The following is a 14,067-nucleotide window of genomic DNA, read 5'->3' as shown; positions in this document are numbered from 1 at the left end:
ATTATTCCTGCTCTGGGTCACGCAAGTAATACCCTACCCCACGTCTAGTTACAATTAAAGTAGGATGACTTGGATTATCTTCAATTTTTTCACGTAAACGACGTACTGTTACATCCACTGTACGCACATCTCCAAAATAATCATAACCCCAAACTGTTTGCAATAAATGTTCACGTGTCATAACTTGTCCTAAATGTTTTGCTAAATAATGTAGCAATTCAAATTCACGATGTGTAAGCTCAATATTTTCCTCACGCTTTGTTACACTATAAGCATTTGGATTAATAATAATTGGTCCAATAACCATTTCAGTATTTTCTTCTTTTTCTGCTGCACCACCTTGTTGATGGCGGCGTAAATTCGCCTTCACACGAGCAAGTAATTCCCTCGTACTAAATGGCTTCGTTACATAATCATCTGCTCCAAGCTCAAGCCCTAATACCTTATCAATTTCAGAGTCCTTCGCTGTAAGCATAATAATCGGCATTTCTGAGTTTTTACGTATTTCACGACAAACCTCTAAACCATCTTTTCCTGGTAGCATAATATCTAATAAAACCATATCTGGCTGTTCTTCATTAGCTTTCTCAATTGCTTCATCACCATCATGTGCCATTACAATTTCAAAACCCTCTTTTTCTAGGTTGAACTTCAAAATGTCTGCAATCGGCTTTTCATCATCAACTACTAAAATTTTCTTTCCCATCATCGTCTATTTCCTCCTCATAAAAATATGGTCAATGATTCTTAAATATATTGATGTTTCTATAGTATATCCCTATATGACAGCAACCTTTATTTAAGTGTTCTCTCCTCTATTCTCATAGACTCATGTATGATCCACCTTTACACGGAATCCTATACGATCTACAGAAAAACCTCTAGCTTCAACTGCTAGAGGCTCCTCATCCTATTGTAAAATAACTACCCACATTTGTAAAACTACACAAAATAAAAAGGATATTAAGTGGGCCCACTTAATATCCTGAGAGTGGCTCGGGACGGAATCGAACCGCCGACACGAGGATTTTCAGTCCTCTGCTCTACCGACTGAGCTACCGAGCCAAAACTATATATAAAACCACTAATGGTGGTATAAACAAAAGTGGCGGTCCCGACCGGGGTCGAACCGGCGATCTCCTGCGTGACAGGCAGGCATGTTAACCACTACACCACGGGACCAAAAATAAACATAAAAAAACATGACCCGTACGGGATTCGAACCCGTGTTACCGCCGTGAAAGGGCGGTGTCTTAACCACTTGACCAACGGGCCACGAAAAATAAAATGGTGAGCCATGAAGGATTCGAACCTTCGACCCTCTGATTAAAAGTCAGATGCTCTACCAACTGAGCTAATGGCTCATACTCACCAACGTCATATTTTCGTGACGACAAGATGTATCATAACATATCATCTTTTATTTTTGCAATACTTTTTTTGTTTTTTTTATAAAAGATAAGAAAAAACTCATGCGGACATGAGTTTTTCTTAAAAATATCAATTAAACTTCGTATACGTTACGAACGATATTCGTTTGGTTACGGTCTGGTCCAACTGAGAACATAGATAATTGGATTCCTGTTAATTCAGAAACACGCTCTACGTATTTTCTTGCATTTTCAGGAAGCTCATCTAATGATTTCACACCAGTAATATCTTCTTCCCAACCTGGAAGCTCTTCATATACAGGCTCACATTTCGCTAAAATGTTTAAGTTTGCTGGAACTTCATCTATAACTTCTCCGTTATATTTGTAAGCAACACAGATTTTAAGAGTTGGAATACCTGTTAATACATCAATAGAGTTTAATGATAAATCCGTTAAACCACTAACACGACGTGCATGTCTTACAACAACGCTATCGAACCAACCTACACGGCGTGGGCGACCAGTTGTTGTTCCGTATTCACGACCAACTTCACGAATTTGATGACCAATTTCATCATTAAGTTCAGTAGGGAATGGACCATCACCAACACGGCTTGTATATGCTTTACATACACCTACAACGCGAGTAACTTTCGCCGGACCAACTCCAGTTCCAACTGTTACACCACCAGCAATCGGGTTAGAAGATGTAACAAATGGGTACGTACCGTGGTCAATATCAAGCATAACACCTTGTGCACCTTCAAATAATACACGGTGATTGTTATCTAGTGCATCATTTAATACAACAGATGTGTCGCATACATATTGTGCGATTTGTTGTCCATATTCGAAGTACTCTTCAAAGATTTCTTCTACGCTGAAACCTTCTGTATCGTACATTTTTTCAAATAAACGATTTTTCTCTACTAAATTGCGCTCAAGCTTCTCTTTAAATGCTTCACGGTCTAAAAGATCAGCCATACGGATACCAATACGAGCAGCTTTATCCATATATGCAGGACCGATACCTTTTTTCGTTGTACCGATTTTGTTATCACCTTTACTAGCCTCTTCTAACTCATCTTGTTTTAAATGATAAGGTAAAATAACGTGTGCACGGTTACTTACACGTAAATTATCAGTACTTACACCACGGTCGTGTAAGTATTTTAACTCTTCAAGTAATGCTTTTGGATCTACTACTAAGCCATTTCCGATTACACAAATTTTCTCTTTATAGAAAATACCAGATGGAATTAAGTGTAACTTATATTTAACTCCGCCGAAAACAATTGTATGTCCCGCGTTATTTCCACCTTGATATCTTGCAACTACTTCCGCATGCTCAGAAAGAAAATCAGTGATTTTACCTTTTCCTTCGTCGCCCCATTGTGTTCCTACAACTACTACTGAAGACATTATTAAAGCACCTCCGCAATTTTCAAACGATCTATTCAAACAATATAATTGTACCAAAACCGAAAAAGAAGTCAACCAAAAAAGCGAACATTTTTTTATTAAAAATCATTTTCGTTCGTAAGAATTATATTTTCACCTTATGAAAGCCTTATCTTTACTCTATAAAAAAAGAAACACATCTTATTATAAGAAATGTGTTTCTTTTTTATACTGCCTTTATGCCCCATCCTCAAAGCGTCGTTCTAAGTTAACGAATTTATTAAATTCTTTAACAAACGCAAGCTCTACTGAACCTACCGGACCATTACGTTGTTTTGCGATGATAATTTCAATCGTATTTTTATTTTCCGTTTCACGGTCATAGTAATCTTCACGATACAAGAATGCTACAATATCAGCATCCTGCTCAATACTCCCCGATTCACGAATATCAGACATCATAGGGCGTTTATCTTGACGAGATTCAACACCACGGGATAACTGTGAAAGGGCGATAACAGGCACTTGTAATTCACGCGCAATCCCTTTTAATGTACGCGAAATCTCAGATACTTCCTGCTGACGGTTCTCGCCCGACTTCCCACTTCCCTGAATAAGCTGTAAATAGTCAATTAAAACCATCCCAAGACCTTGTTCCTGCTTTAATCTACGGCATTTTGCTCGAATCTCATTTACCTTAATCCCTGGTGTATCATCAATATATATACCGGCATTTGAAAGGCTTCCCATCGCCATCGTTAACTTCGCCCAATCATCAGAAGTTAATGACCCAGTACGAAGTCTTTGCGCATCAATATTACCTTCTGCACAAAGCATACGCATAACAAGCTGATCAGAGCCCATCTCCAAACTAAAGATCGCTACATTTTCATCCGTTTTCGTCGCTACGTTTTGTGCGATATTTAATGAAAATGCAGTTTTCCCTACTGACGGACGCGCCGCTACTATGATTAAATCATTTCGTTGGAAACCTGCGGTCATCTTATCTAATTCAGTAAATCCAGTTGGTATTCCTGTAACTTCACCTTTTTGATTATGCAAAAGTTCGATTTTATCGTAAGCATCCACAAGAACGTCTTTAATATTCTGGAATGCTTTAGCGTTCGTTTGATGAGATACTTCTAATATTTTTTTCTCAGCCTCATTTAAAAGGCCGTCCACATCATCTTCCCTCTCATATCCATCAGACACGATATGAGTCGCCGTTCGAATTAAACGACGTAAAAGCGCCTTTTCAGCGATGATTCGTGCATAATACTCTACGTTAGCAGCAGTTGGAACAATCTCTGCTAACTCTGCTAAGTAAGAAACCCCACCAACTTCTTCTAGTAATCCTTGATCAGCCATCGCTGACGTCATCATTACTAAGTCAATTGGCTCTCCCTTATCAGACAAGCCAAGCATCACTTCAAAGATCTTTTGATGTTTCGTTCGATAAAATGAGTCAGGTACCAATAGTTCTGATGCTGACGTTAACGCATCTTGATCAATCAATATGGCACCTAAGACTGCCTGCTCAGCTTCTATATTATGCGGAGGGGTACGATCAGCCATTACATCACTCATACGCAATCCTCCTTGTTTAATTTATTTTTATTGTTCACTAACATGAACTTTTACTTTTGCTGTTACTTGCGGATGCAATTTTACAGTCACATTTGTATAACCTAATGCACGAATTGCATCATCCATTTCAAATTTACGTTTATCAAGTTTGATTTTATGTGATTTTTGCATTGCGTCTACGATTTGTTTGCTTGTGATAGAACCAAATAAACGGCCACCTTCTCCAGATTTCGCCTTCAGTTCCACAGTTAATTTCTCTAAAGTTTCTTTCAGCTCTTTTGCATTCTCAAGCTCTGCTGCTGCATCTTTTTCTTCTTTACGCTTTTGAGCTTCTAAAGTTTTCATACTGCTGTTTGTCGCTTCAGCAGCTAATCCTTGTTTTAGTAAAAAGTTATTTGCATAACCATCTGGTACGTTTTTTATTTCTCCTTTTTTACCTTTACCTTTTACGTCTTTTAGAAAAATTACTTTCATGATTGTGTGCCTCCCTGTAAATAGTCATCAATAACAAATCGAAGCTTCTCCTCAGCTTCATCTACTGTAACATTTTTCATTTGTGTGGCTGCATTCGTCAAATGCCCGCCACCTCCTAGATTCTCCATAATTAGCTGCACATTCACTTCACCTAAAGACCTGCCGCTAATTCCAATGAAATTCTCCCCACGTTTCGCTATAACAAATGATGCAATAATACCCGTCATCGTTAATAGCGTGTCCGCTGATTGTGCAATAAGCACTTGATCGTAATAGTCATCACTATCAACTTTTGCAATAGCAATTCCATTTTTATAAATGTACGCATTTTTAATAGCTTTTGCAACTCGTAAATACTGATTCATATCTTCTTTTAACAATTCTTGTACAAGTACAGTATCTGCACCATGCGAGCGTAAATAAGAAGCTGCATCAAACGTACGAGCACCCGTCCGGAACGTAAAACTTTTCGTATCAACAATAATACCAGCTAACAATGCCGTCGCTTCTAACATTGTCATCTTTAAATTTTTCGGTTGATACTCAAGTAATTCTGTAACAAGTTCTGCCGTCGAAGAAGCATATGGTTCCATGTAAACAAGTAATGGATCTTCAATAAAATCTTCTCCACGACGATGATGGTCAATCACCACTACATTTTCAATTTTACGAACCAGTTTTTCCTCCATCACCATAGAAGGCTTATGTGTATCCACAACAACAAGTAAGGACTCATCATTTGCAAATTCCATCGCTTGATCTGGGGTAATAAAATGAGACCATAGTTCTTCATTTTGTTTCACTTTATCCATCAGACGTTTAATTCCCTTATCGGAATCATTTTCATCTAACACAATATATCCTTTGCGCTCATTTAATTGAGCTACCTTTAAAATACCAATCGCAGCACCAATTGCATCCATATCAGGGGCCCTATGTCCCATTATAATGACATTACTACTTTCTAATACTAAATCCTTCAATGCATGCGAAATAACTCTAGCACGTACACGAGTACGCTTTTCAACTGGATTTGTTTTACCGCCGTAAAATTTAACTTTACCTGTCGCTTGTTTAATAGCTACTTGATCCCCACCACGTCCAAGCGCAAGGTCTAAACCAGATTGAGCCATTGCTCCAAGCTCTGATAAAGGCATATCACCTGATCCGACACCCACACTTAACGTAAGTGGTATATTCCTTTTAGATGTTTCTTCACGCACTTGATCTAAAATGTTAAACTTGCCTTTCTCCATTTGTGCTAAAATACTTTCATTTAGTACAACGAAGAACCTCTCTGAAGATGCACGTTTTAAATAAGCGCCATACTTAACAGCCCATTCATTTAGACGTGACGTCACAAGACTTGTTATATTCGTACGTAATTGATCATCTAATCCTTGTGTAACTTCATCATAGTTATCTAAATAAATAACAGCTAAAACAGTGCGTTGATCTTCATACATCTTTTCAATTTCTGTTTGTTCCGTTACATCAAAGAAATAAATTAGCTTTTCTTCTTTCCTTACAAAAACACGGAACTTTCGATTATTTAAAGAAACTATATCGTCAGAAGTTTCCCCCTTAATAAAAAGGAGTAATGTTTCTGATACATCGTAAAGGTGCCAACCGGCTAATGCATGCTGTCCCAAACATGATGATAAATAAGGATTTGCCCAATCAATCCCATAATCCTTATTGTATAACAAAATACCAATTGGCATTTGGTTAAATGCTTCATTACTCACTTTCTTTACCCTTGTAATCATATCTGTCGTATGTTTTTCAAAATTTCTTTGGAAAGTAAGTTCGAATCGTATAACGACAAAAAGTACAATACAAAAGATAAAAAAGGATGATATTCCCATAATTAAATGAAAGTAACAGAGGAGTGAAATTAGCACAAATACAAAAAATGCCAATACATAAACAGGATATAAAAACCACTGTTTCTTATAAAATTCAGGCATGTATACAACTCCTATAAAGTAAAACTAACTCACCTTCCAGTTAGTTTTACAGATTAAAATAGTATAAGGAATATTATTTTATCCCCCTATTTTAGAACGCAATGAAATCCCTAAGTCAATTATACCTAAGATTGTTACAAGAGGAAACATCATCGGAATAAACATGCATACAATAAAACTAATAATAGGAACACCTTTAGTAAATCCTTTTCTATGCGCTAAAAAGGTGATAAATGTCAGACCTTGCAGTACGAGCAATAGTACAAATATGACATATAGGTTGGAAAATACCATATATAAATATGATGCTGGTTCTACCTTTATAAAAGTTGCTAACAAAATAAATATAACGTAATACCAGACAACGCTCTTTGGCAATTGTATATCTTTAAATTTAGGCCAAGATATAACGTCATACTTTAACTTCCTCAAGACACTACCCGATAGGAGCACTGTAATCCAAGAAAAACAAACAGAAACCATTACAAGTAAACTCGGGAATAGTGTTTGTAATATCTCATTGAATTGTCCAAATAACTCTTTTTGTTCTTTACTAATTGGCATACCTGCAGCGCTTACCATCTTTTCACTTTGCGCCATACCTTCATTAAACATATTTTGTATTTGCTTCATTAAATCTATGTTAAAAAACTTTATACTTGCAACATAAATGAGCACAAAACCAATTAAATATGCAAGGGTTCCTGCCATCAAGATCTCTATTGGCTTTTTTCTTTTTTTATACATGGATCCTAAAACAATCCCTATCAATCCAAACATTATTGTCTTCACTAGATTCAAGGGCTGGCTCACAATAACGGTAATAAAAAGCGCAGCTGTAAAAATTATAAAAGCATTGGATAACCTATATTTTATCGTAAACAATATAAACGGTAATGGTAATGCGAAAGTTACAACTGTACCTAAAACCGGAACGTATAAAGACACAAGCAATAATATCGCGTATATAGCTAATAACGCTGCGCCTTCAGTAATAAATTTTGTTTGTTTCATGATTTAACCTCTCTTTCAAAAAAGAAAAGCATAGCAAAATGCACAGTAGAGTCCGACTCTACTGTGCATTTCATACGCTATTATTCACCAACATATGGTAAAAGTGCCATTTGACGAGCACGTTTAATTGCAACTGTAAGTTTGCGTTGGTATTTTGCGCTTGTTCCTGTTACACGACGAGGTAAAATTTTACCACGTTCAGAAACGAAACGTTTTAATAAATCAACATCTTTATAGTCAATGCGAGTGATGCCGTTAGATGTGAAGAAACACACCTTACGACGTTTCGCACGTCCACCTTTGCGTCCTGCCATGTCTATTCCCTCCATTCTTTGTTAAAAATAGCCGATTCATACCATTAAAATGGTAAATCGTCGTCCGAAATGTCAATCGGTTGACCAACATTCGAAAATGGATCGTCATTCTTCGTAAATCCAGAGTTTCCAGTGTTACCTGAGTTGCCTGAATTACTAGATTGACCAAATGGGTTAGAGCTTTGGTTACCGAAACCAGCTCCTGATGGTTGCTGATTGAATGAACCACGTTGCTCCCCACCGCCATTACGCGGCTCTAAAAATTGTACGCTCTCCGCAAGAACTTCTGTTACATATACACGTTTACCATCTTGTCCATCGTAATTACGAGTTTGAAGACGTCCGTCTACGCCTGCTAAGCTACCTTTTTTCAAATAATTTGCCACGTTTTCTGCTTGTTTACGCCATATTACACAATTAATAAAGTCAGCTTCACGCTCACCTTGTTGATTCGCAAATGCGCGATTCACAGCTAACGTAAAAGTAGCTACTGCAACACCATTGGGCGTGTAACGTAAGTCAGGGTCCTTAGTTAAACGACCAACGAGGATAACACGATTCATCAATCGAACCACTCTCCCTTATATATCAATTATTTTTCTTCTTCTTTAACAACGATATGACGAAGGATATCTTCGTTGATCTTAGCTAAACGGTCGAATTCGTTAATCGCTTCTGCGTTAGAGTTCACGTTTAAGATCATGTAGAAACCTTCACGTAAGTCGTTGATTTCGTAAGCTAAACGACGCTTACCCCACTCTTTCGTGTTAATGATTTCTGCACCATTGTTTGTTAAAACACCTGCAAAACGTTCAACTAAAGCTTTTTGAGCTTCTTCTTCAACGCCAGGACGAATGATGTACATAATTTCGTACTTTCTCATTACACTTTCACCTCCTTTTGGTCTAAACGGCCCATAATGGGCAAGGAGCAATTAATTTATAGTAATTACTCACGAGTTTAGATTATATCATAGTAAGTTATATGAATCAACTCACCAATACGTAAAAAACTTGGCAAACACATAATATATTTGCCAAGTTCATATCTTTATTTTTCCTAGGAAATATTAAATTAAACGTTAAAACGGAAGTGCATAACATCTCCGTCTTTTACGATATACTCTTTTCCTTCTAAACGTACTTTTCCAGCTTCTTTTGCAGCTGTCATAGAACCATTTGTCATTAAATCATCATAAGAAACTGTTTCTGCGCGAATAAATCCACGCTCAAAGTCTGTATGAATTACGCCCGCACATTGTGGTGCTTTCATACCTTGTTTAAACGTCCATGCACGCACTTCTTGCACACCAGCTGTGAAGTAAGTAGCAAGTCCTAATAAGTCATATGCAGCACGGATTAACTGATCTAAACCAGATTCTTCAATGCCTAGTTCTTCCAGGAATACTTTTTTCTCTTCCTCATCTAACTCAGCGATTTCTGATTCAATTTTTGCACATACAACAATTACTTGTGAATTTTCATTTGCTGCAAATTCTTTTACCATTTGTACGTATTTATTTTCAGAAGGATCCATAATATCATCTTCACTTACGTTTGCTACGTATAGCATTTCTTTCGTTGTAAGTAAATGAAGGCCTTTAACAATCTTCATTTGCTCTTCTGTAAATTCAACAGTACGAGCTGGTTTCCCCTCTTCGAAAGCTTCTTTTAAACGCACTAAAATTTCATGCTCATATACTGCTTCTTTATCTTTTTGTCTTGCTAATTTCGCAACACGCTCGATACGTTTATCAACAGACTCTAAGTCTGCTAAGATTAGCTCTAAGTTGATTGTTTCAATATCATCAATTGGATCTACTTTTCCTGAAACGTGCGTAATATTTTCGTCTTCAAAACAACGAACAACTTGGCAAATTGCATCTACTTGGCGAATGTGAGATAAGAATTTATTTCCTAACCCTTCGCCCTTACTTGCACCTTTTACGATACCTGCAATATCAGTAAACTCAAATACAGTCGGAACAGTCTTTTTCGGTTCTACTAATTCCGTTAATTTATTTAAACGCTCATCTGGTACTTCTACAATTCCTACGTTTGGATCAATTGTACAGAATGGATAGTTCGCAGATTCTGCTCCTGCTTGTGTAATTGCATTAAATAAAGTGGACTTCCCTACGTTAGGTAATCCAACAATCCCAGCCGTTAATCCCATATTTTTCACTCCTATGTCTCAATCTTTCATCATTATAGATAGTAACGAAAAAAATGACAAGTTTCCTCCAAACGAAAAAAGCAACAGCCACCTACTGCAACTGTTACTTTTTCTCTATTCTTCGTGCTTCACAAGTATTTTTTTCACCTTACGATCAAACTCTCTTCGAGGAATCATTACTGAATGGTCACATCCCTCGCACTTAATGCGGATATCCATTCCCATACGAATAATTTTCCAACGATTCTCACCACATGGGTGGGCTTTCTTCATTTCCACAACGTCGTACAAGTTATATTCCTTTTGCTCCACTCTCCAAACCCCTCTCGATACTAAAGTGCTTTTCCACTAACCAGTTCTTCACGATTATATAAAACCATACGTGGATATGGAATTTCAATTCCATGTAAATCTAGACGATTTTTAATCTCTTTACGAAGTGCTCTTGCAATAACTGCATGTTGCATCGGTTCTACTTCAGCAATAACGCGTAATATAACTTCTGATGCAGCTAATGTTTGCACACCTAATAATTGAGGCGTCGTTACCATTTTTTCGTATTGTGCAGGTAACTCTACTAATAAATCCTCAATAACTTGCTCTGCTTTCGCAATGTCAGCCTCATATGAAATAGATACATCAACAAATGCTACACTATTACTAACTGAGTAGTTAGTAACTTGAACAATACTTCCGTTTGGTAAAGTATGAATTTCACCTGTCCAACTCTTTACTTTCGTTGTACGAAGTCCAATTTCTAAAACGACTCCTTCAAATTGACCGATTTTAACATAATCGCCAACTGAAAACTGATCTTCTAGCAAAATAAATAAACCTGTAATAACGTCTTTCACTAAACTTTGAGCACCAAATCCGACTGCTAAACCAATTACCCCGGCACCCGCTAATAAACCTGATGCATTAATATCAAACACACCTAAAATCGCAATTAGCATAATGAACATAACAACGTATGCTACAATATTTTCAAGTAATTTCGCTACCGTAACTGTACGACGTTCTGAAATTTGGATTGGAGAACGGCTCCCCATGCGAAACGCATTTCGTACAACCGCTCTTGCAACTCGCACAACAACTGCACCAATTATTAAAATAATACATATTTTTAATGTCGCAACTCCAATATGAGCCCAACGATCAGCATCCAATAAATACTGTTTCGTAGAATTAAACCACTTCGTTAATAAATCCATGTATCTCTACCTCTCCAGCCAAAATTTCTTTTTAGTTATTCTTCTTATTGTATCAGAAGTCTCTCTGATTGCTGAAAAAATTTATAACTTTAATTGCATTTGTTAACTTCTATCCAGGTATAAAATGGAACGAATATATATATACTAGTACTATTATTTCCGTTTTCATTTACATTTTGCAAAAAGTACGCACTTATAGTTTTCCATTTTATTCGCCATATAACATATTTTGAAAATTTATTAAAAGGATGGGTGCTTCATGAATATTGGAAGTTTTCGCTTACCTTTTTTCGAAAAAGAAACTCAAAATGTTATGCACCAAGATTTAGAAGCCTCCGAGACAATCAGTAACTTCTTGCTTTCCCATATTCCTATTCAAACTAATATACCACTTATTCTCGTTTGTATCGGAACAGATCGTTCCACCGGTGATGCACTCGGCCCATTAGTTGGCGCTAAGCTAGAACAAGTAGAAATCAAAAACTTCCAAGTGTTCGGCACACTAGATGAACCAGTGCATGCACTGAATCTAGAAGAGAAAATTCAAAATATACAGAAAGAAAATCCTACTTCCTTTATAATTGCCGTTGATGCATGTTTAGGAAAGTCTCAAAATATCGGTTCAATTACTACTGGAAAAGGACCTAGTAAACCTGGTGCTGCGATGAATAAGAAATTACCTGCAGTTGGTGATTTGCATATACACGGCATCGTCAATTTAAATGGTTTTATGGAGTTTTTTGTTCTTCAAAATACGAGATTAAGTTTAGTGATGAAAATGGCCGATGTAATCGCACAAAGTATAAAAGAGACGGATCAAAAATTATCTGCATTAAAAAAAGCAAACCATCTATAAATAATAAGATGGTTTGCTTTTTAATTTTTATGTGATAATAATTCTAAAATACGATTTAAATCTTCTTTATTAAAAAATTCAATTTCGATTTTACCTTTTTCTTTTTTTGTCTCTTTAATTTTCACATCTGTGCCAAACTTTTCTCTTAAGAACGTTTCACGTTCTACGAAAAATATATTTCGCTCTTTTTTCACTTGTTTTGTTTCACGTGAAACGTGTTGATTAATCTCTTGGACGATTTTCTCTAATTGACGAACATTTAATCCTTCTTTTTCAATGCGTTTCAATAAGGACTTCAACTGTTCTTCATCTTTGATTGTAAGTAAAGTTCTCCCATGAGCCATTGAAAGTTGACCATTTGCAATCATATCTTGTACGAAAGAAGGGAGGCTTAATAACCGAGTATAGTTTGCAATGTAAGGTCTACTTTTACCAAGACGTTTCGCTAATTGTTCTTGCGTTACATTTAGCTCATTCATTAACATCTGGTATGCCGTTGCCTCTTCCATCGGATTTAAATCTTCTCGTTGTAAGTTTTCTAACAAAGCAAATTCCATCATTTGCTGCTCGTTTAATTGCCTTACAACGGCAGGTACCTTTTCAAGTCCAGCCTCTTTGGCAGCACGATATCTTCTTTCACCTGCAACAATTTCATATCCTTTAATACTCTTTCTAGCAATTAACGGTTGTAATATGCCGTGTTCTTTAATAGAAGCCGCTAATTCCTCAATCGCAGCTTTATTAAAGTGCTTACGCGGTTGGTATGGATTCGGCCTTAATTCAGTTACGATAATCTCCTGAATCGTTTCTTCTTCTTTCACATCTAAATCAGGAAAAAACACATTAATCCCTCTTCCTAAACCTTTAGCCACCTGCAATCACTTCCTCTGCTAAATCTATATATACTTCTGCCCCTCTTGATTTAGCGTCATACTGCATAATCGGTTTCCCATGACTTGGTGCCTCACTTAAGCGAACATTACGTGGAATAATGGAACGGTATACTTTATCCCTAAAGTATTTCTTCACTTCATCTATAACTTGAATCCCTAGATTTGTACGGGCATCTAGCATTGTTAACAATACACCTTGAATTGCTAGATCTTTATTTAAATGTTTTTGTACAAGTCGAACTGTATTTAATAGCTGACTTAATCCTTCGAGTGCGTAATATTCACACTGAACAGGAATAATAACAGAATCTGCTGCTGTTAATGCATTAATCGTTAATAACCCTAAAGACGGGGGACAGTCGATAATAATGTAATCATATTCATCACGAACTGGCTGTAATGCCCTTTGCAAACGTACTTCCCGGGAAATAGTCGGTACCAATTCAATTTCAGCACCAGCCAATTGAATTGTAGCGGGTAGAACATCTAAGTTTTCAGTTGCGGTTTTCCGTATAACTCCCTGAACATCTGCATCTTCCACAAGAACATTGTAAATACATTGGTCTAATTCTGACTTTTCAATTCCCACACCAGTCGTTGCATTTCCTTGAGCATCAATATCTACGAGAAGGACTTTCTTACCTACTTGCGCCAATCCAGCCCCTAAATTAACAGATGTTGTTGTTTTTCCAACACCGCCTTTTTGATTAGCAATAGCAATGATTTTTCCCATGATGTCACCTACTTTCAACCTTTCTATCTTATTCTAGTAACAATTACGTTTATTGTAACATGAA

General features: G+C 36.7%; 15 protein-coding genes and 4 tRNA genes. 1 reads left to right on the top strand and 18 read right to left on the bottom strand.

The window, feature by feature from the left end; translation table 11 throughout:
- Position 1: 1 nt before the first annotated feature.
- The 16 genes from walR to ACS2MN_RS21610 form a co-directional block, all read right to left on the bottom strand.
- Entirely contained in the window at positions 2–709 is a 708-nt protein-coding gene (gene walR, locus ACS2MN_RS21685) for a cell wall metabolism DNA-binding response regulator WalR (RefSeq protein ID WP_000971864.1), read from the bottom strand.
- 283 nt (positions 710–992) lie between these two features.
- A tRNA-Phe gene (locus ACS2MN_RS21680) sits at positions 993–1,065 on the bottom strand.
- A 41-nt stretch (positions 1,066–1,106) separates the two neighbouring features.
- Positions 1,107–1,182 (bottom strand) — tRNA-Asp (locus ACS2MN_RS21675).
- Between the two features lie 21 nt (positions 1,183–1,203).
- A tRNA-Glu gene (locus tag ACS2MN_RS21670) sits at positions 1,204–1,275 on the bottom strand.
- A gap of 13 nt (positions 1,276–1,288) precedes the next feature.
- A tRNA-Lys gene (locus ACS2MN_RS21665) sits at positions 1,289–1,364 on the bottom strand.
- 140 nt (positions 1,365–1,504) lie between these two features.
- Entirely contained in the window at positions 1,505–2,794 is a 1,290-nt protein-coding gene (locus ACS2MN_RS21660; protein ID WP_000100232.1) for an adenylosuccinate synthase, read from the bottom strand.
- Positions 2,795–3,010: 216 nt separating this feature from the next.
- Complete coding sequence (gene dnaB / locus ACS2MN_RS21655) at positions 3,011–4,360, bottom strand: replicative DNA helicase (protein WP_001286243.1); 1,350 nt, start codon at positions 4,358–4,360, stop codon at positions 3,011–3,013.
- A gap of 27 nt (positions 4,361–4,387) precedes the next feature.
- On the bottom strand, positions 4,388–4,834 hold the full coding sequence (rplI, locus tag ACS2MN_RS21650) for a 50S ribosomal protein L9 (protein WP_000864222.1): 447 nt from the start codon (positions 4,832–4,834) through the stop codon (positions 4,388–4,390).
- Entirely contained in the window at positions 4,831–6,804 is a 1,974-nt protein-coding gene (locus ACS2MN_RS21645; RefSeq protein ID WP_001113907.1) for a DHH family phosphoesterase, read from the bottom strand. Before ACS2MN_RS21645 ends, rplI begins: the two co-directional genes overlap by 4 nt.
- A gap of 78 nt (positions 6,805–6,882) precedes the next feature.
- The gene (locus ACS2MN_RS21640; protein WP_346994758.1) at positions 6,883–7,818 is read right to left on the bottom strand and encodes a YybS family protein; all 936 of its coding nucleotides are present in this window, start codon (positions 7,816–7,818) and stop codon (positions 6,883–6,885) included.
- An 80-nt stretch (positions 7,819–7,898) separates the two neighbouring features.
- Complete coding sequence (gene rpsR / locus ACS2MN_RS21635) at positions 7,899–8,132, bottom strand: 30S ribosomal protein S18 (protein WP_000918874.1); 234 nt, start codon at positions 8,130–8,132, stop codon at positions 7,899–7,901.
- Positions 8,133–8,176: 44 nt separating this feature from the next.
- A complete protein-coding gene (ssb, locus tag ACS2MN_RS21630; protein WP_000981965.1) occupies positions 8,177–8,698 on the bottom strand; it encodes a single-stranded DNA-binding protein in 522 nt (173 codons plus the stop codon).
- 26 nt (positions 8,699–8,724) lie between these two features.
- Positions 8,725–9,015 carry a 30S ribosomal protein S6 gene (gene rpsF, locus ACS2MN_RS21625; RefSeq protein ID WP_001233781.1) on the bottom strand — a complete coding sequence of 97 codons (291 nt, stop codon included), beginning with the start codon at positions 9,013–9,015 and terminating at the stop codon, positions 8,725–8,727.
- A gap of 191 nt (positions 9,016–9,206) precedes the next feature.
- Complete coding sequence (gene ychF / locus ACS2MN_RS21620; RefSeq protein WP_000524664.1) at positions 9,207–10,307, bottom strand: redox-regulated ATPase YchF; 1,101 nt, start codon at positions 10,305–10,307, stop codon at positions 9,207–9,209.
- A gap of 114 nt (positions 10,308–10,421) precedes the next feature.
- Positions 10,422–10,619, bottom strand: a complete 198-nt coding sequence (locus ACS2MN_RS21615) for a DUF951 domain-containing protein (protein ID WP_000435485.1) — start codon at positions 10,617–10,619, stop codon at positions 10,422–10,424.
- A 20-nt stretch (positions 10,620–10,639) separates the two neighbouring features.
- Positions 10,640–11,521 carry a mechanosensitive ion channel family protein gene (locus tag ACS2MN_RS21610; RefSeq protein ID WP_000365113.1) on the bottom strand — a complete coding sequence of 294 codons (882 nt, stop codon included), beginning with the start codon at positions 11,519–11,521 and terminating at the stop codon, positions 10,640–10,642.
- Between the two features lie 259 nt (positions 11,522–11,780).
- On the opposite strand from ACS2MN_RS21610, the gene yyaC reads away from it, so the two are divergent.
- Positions 11,781–12,377 carry a spore protease YyaC gene (gene yyaC / locus ACS2MN_RS21605; RefSeq protein ID WP_001020735.1) on the top strand — a complete coding sequence of 199 codons (597 nt, stop codon included), beginning with the start codon at positions 11,781–11,783 and terminating at the stop codon, positions 12,375–12,377.
- A gap of 20 nt (positions 12,378–12,397) precedes the next feature.
- Here the strand turns inward: yyaC and spo0J are convergent, their stop codons facing one another.
- Positions 12,398–13,249, bottom strand: coding sequence for a stage 0 sporulation protein Spo0J (spo0J, locus tag ACS2MN_RS21600; RefSeq protein WP_001051820.1), 852 nt, complete (start codon positions 13,247–13,249; stop codon positions 12,398–12,400).
- Positions 13,242–14,003: a sporulation initiation inhibitor protein Soj gene (gene soj / locus ACS2MN_RS21595; RefSeq protein WP_000516116.1), complete on the bottom strand. Its 762-nt coding sequence runs from the start codon at positions 14,001–14,003 to the stop codon at positions 13,242–13,244. Before soj ends, spo0J begins: the two co-directional genes overlap by 8 nt.
- Between the last annotated feature and the right edge of the window lie 64 nt (positions 14,004–14,067).

The organism is Bacillus cereus group sp. BceL062, assembly GCF_051780025.1.
GTDB lineage: Bacteria > Bacillota > Bacilli > Bacillales > Bacillaceae_G > Bacillus_A > Bacillus_A toyonensis.
The sequence above is the reverse complement of the archived record's forward strand: the minus strand, read 5'-3'. Positions and strand labels throughout refer to the sequence as shown.

What these genes read in the sequence shown, in the direction of transcription:
- rpsF (WP_001233781.1), bottom strand. Translation starts at nt 9,015, where the DNA reads ATGAGAAAGTACGAAATTATGTACATCATTCGTCCTGGCGTTGAAGAA.
- rplI (WP_000864222.1), bottom strand. Translation starts at nt 4,834, where the DNA reads ATGAAAGTAATTTTTCTAAAAGACGTAAAAGGTAAAGGTAAAAAAGGA.
- ACS2MN_RS21610 (WP_000365113.1), bottom strand. Translation starts at nt 11,521, where the DNA reads ATGGATTTATTAACGAAGTGGTTTAATTCTACGAAACAGTATTTATTG.
- ACS2MN_RS21640 (WP_346994758.1), bottom strand. Translation starts at nt 7,818, where the DNA reads ATGAAACAAACAAAATTTATTACTGAAGGCGCAGCGTTATTAGCTATA.
- walR (WP_000971864.1), bottom strand. Translation starts at nt 709, where the DNA reads ATGATGGGAAAGAAAATTTTAGTAGTTGATGATGAAAAGCCGATTGCA.
- dnaB (WP_001286243.1), bottom strand. Translation starts at nt 4,360, where the DNA reads ATGAGTGATGTAATGGCTGATCGTACCCCTCCGCATAATATAGAAGCT.
- ychF (WP_000524664.1), bottom strand. Translation starts at nt 10,307, where the DNA reads ATGGGATTAACGGCTGGGATTGTTGGATTACCTAACGTAGGGAAGTCC.
- rpsR (WP_000918874.1), bottom strand. Translation starts at nt 8,132, where the DNA reads ATGGCAGGACGCAAAGGTGGACGTGCGAAACGTCGTAAGGTGTGTTTC.
- soj (WP_000516116.1), bottom strand. Translation starts at nt 14,003, where the DNA reads ATGGGAAAAATCATTGCTATTGCTAATCAAAAAGGCGGTGTTGGAAAA.
- yyaC (WP_001020735.1), top strand. Translation starts at nt 11,781, where the DNA reads ATGAATATTGGAAGTTTTCGCTTACCTTTTTTCGAAAAAGAAACTCAA.
- ACS2MN_RS21660 (WP_000100232.1), bottom strand. Translation starts at nt 2,794, where the DNA reads ATGTCTTCAGTAGTAGTTGTAGGAACACAATGGGGCGACGAAGGAAAA.
- ACS2MN_RS21645 (WP_001113907.1), bottom strand. Translation starts at nt 6,804, where the DNA reads ATGCCTGAATTTTATAAGAAACAGTGGTTTTTATATCCTGTTTATGTA.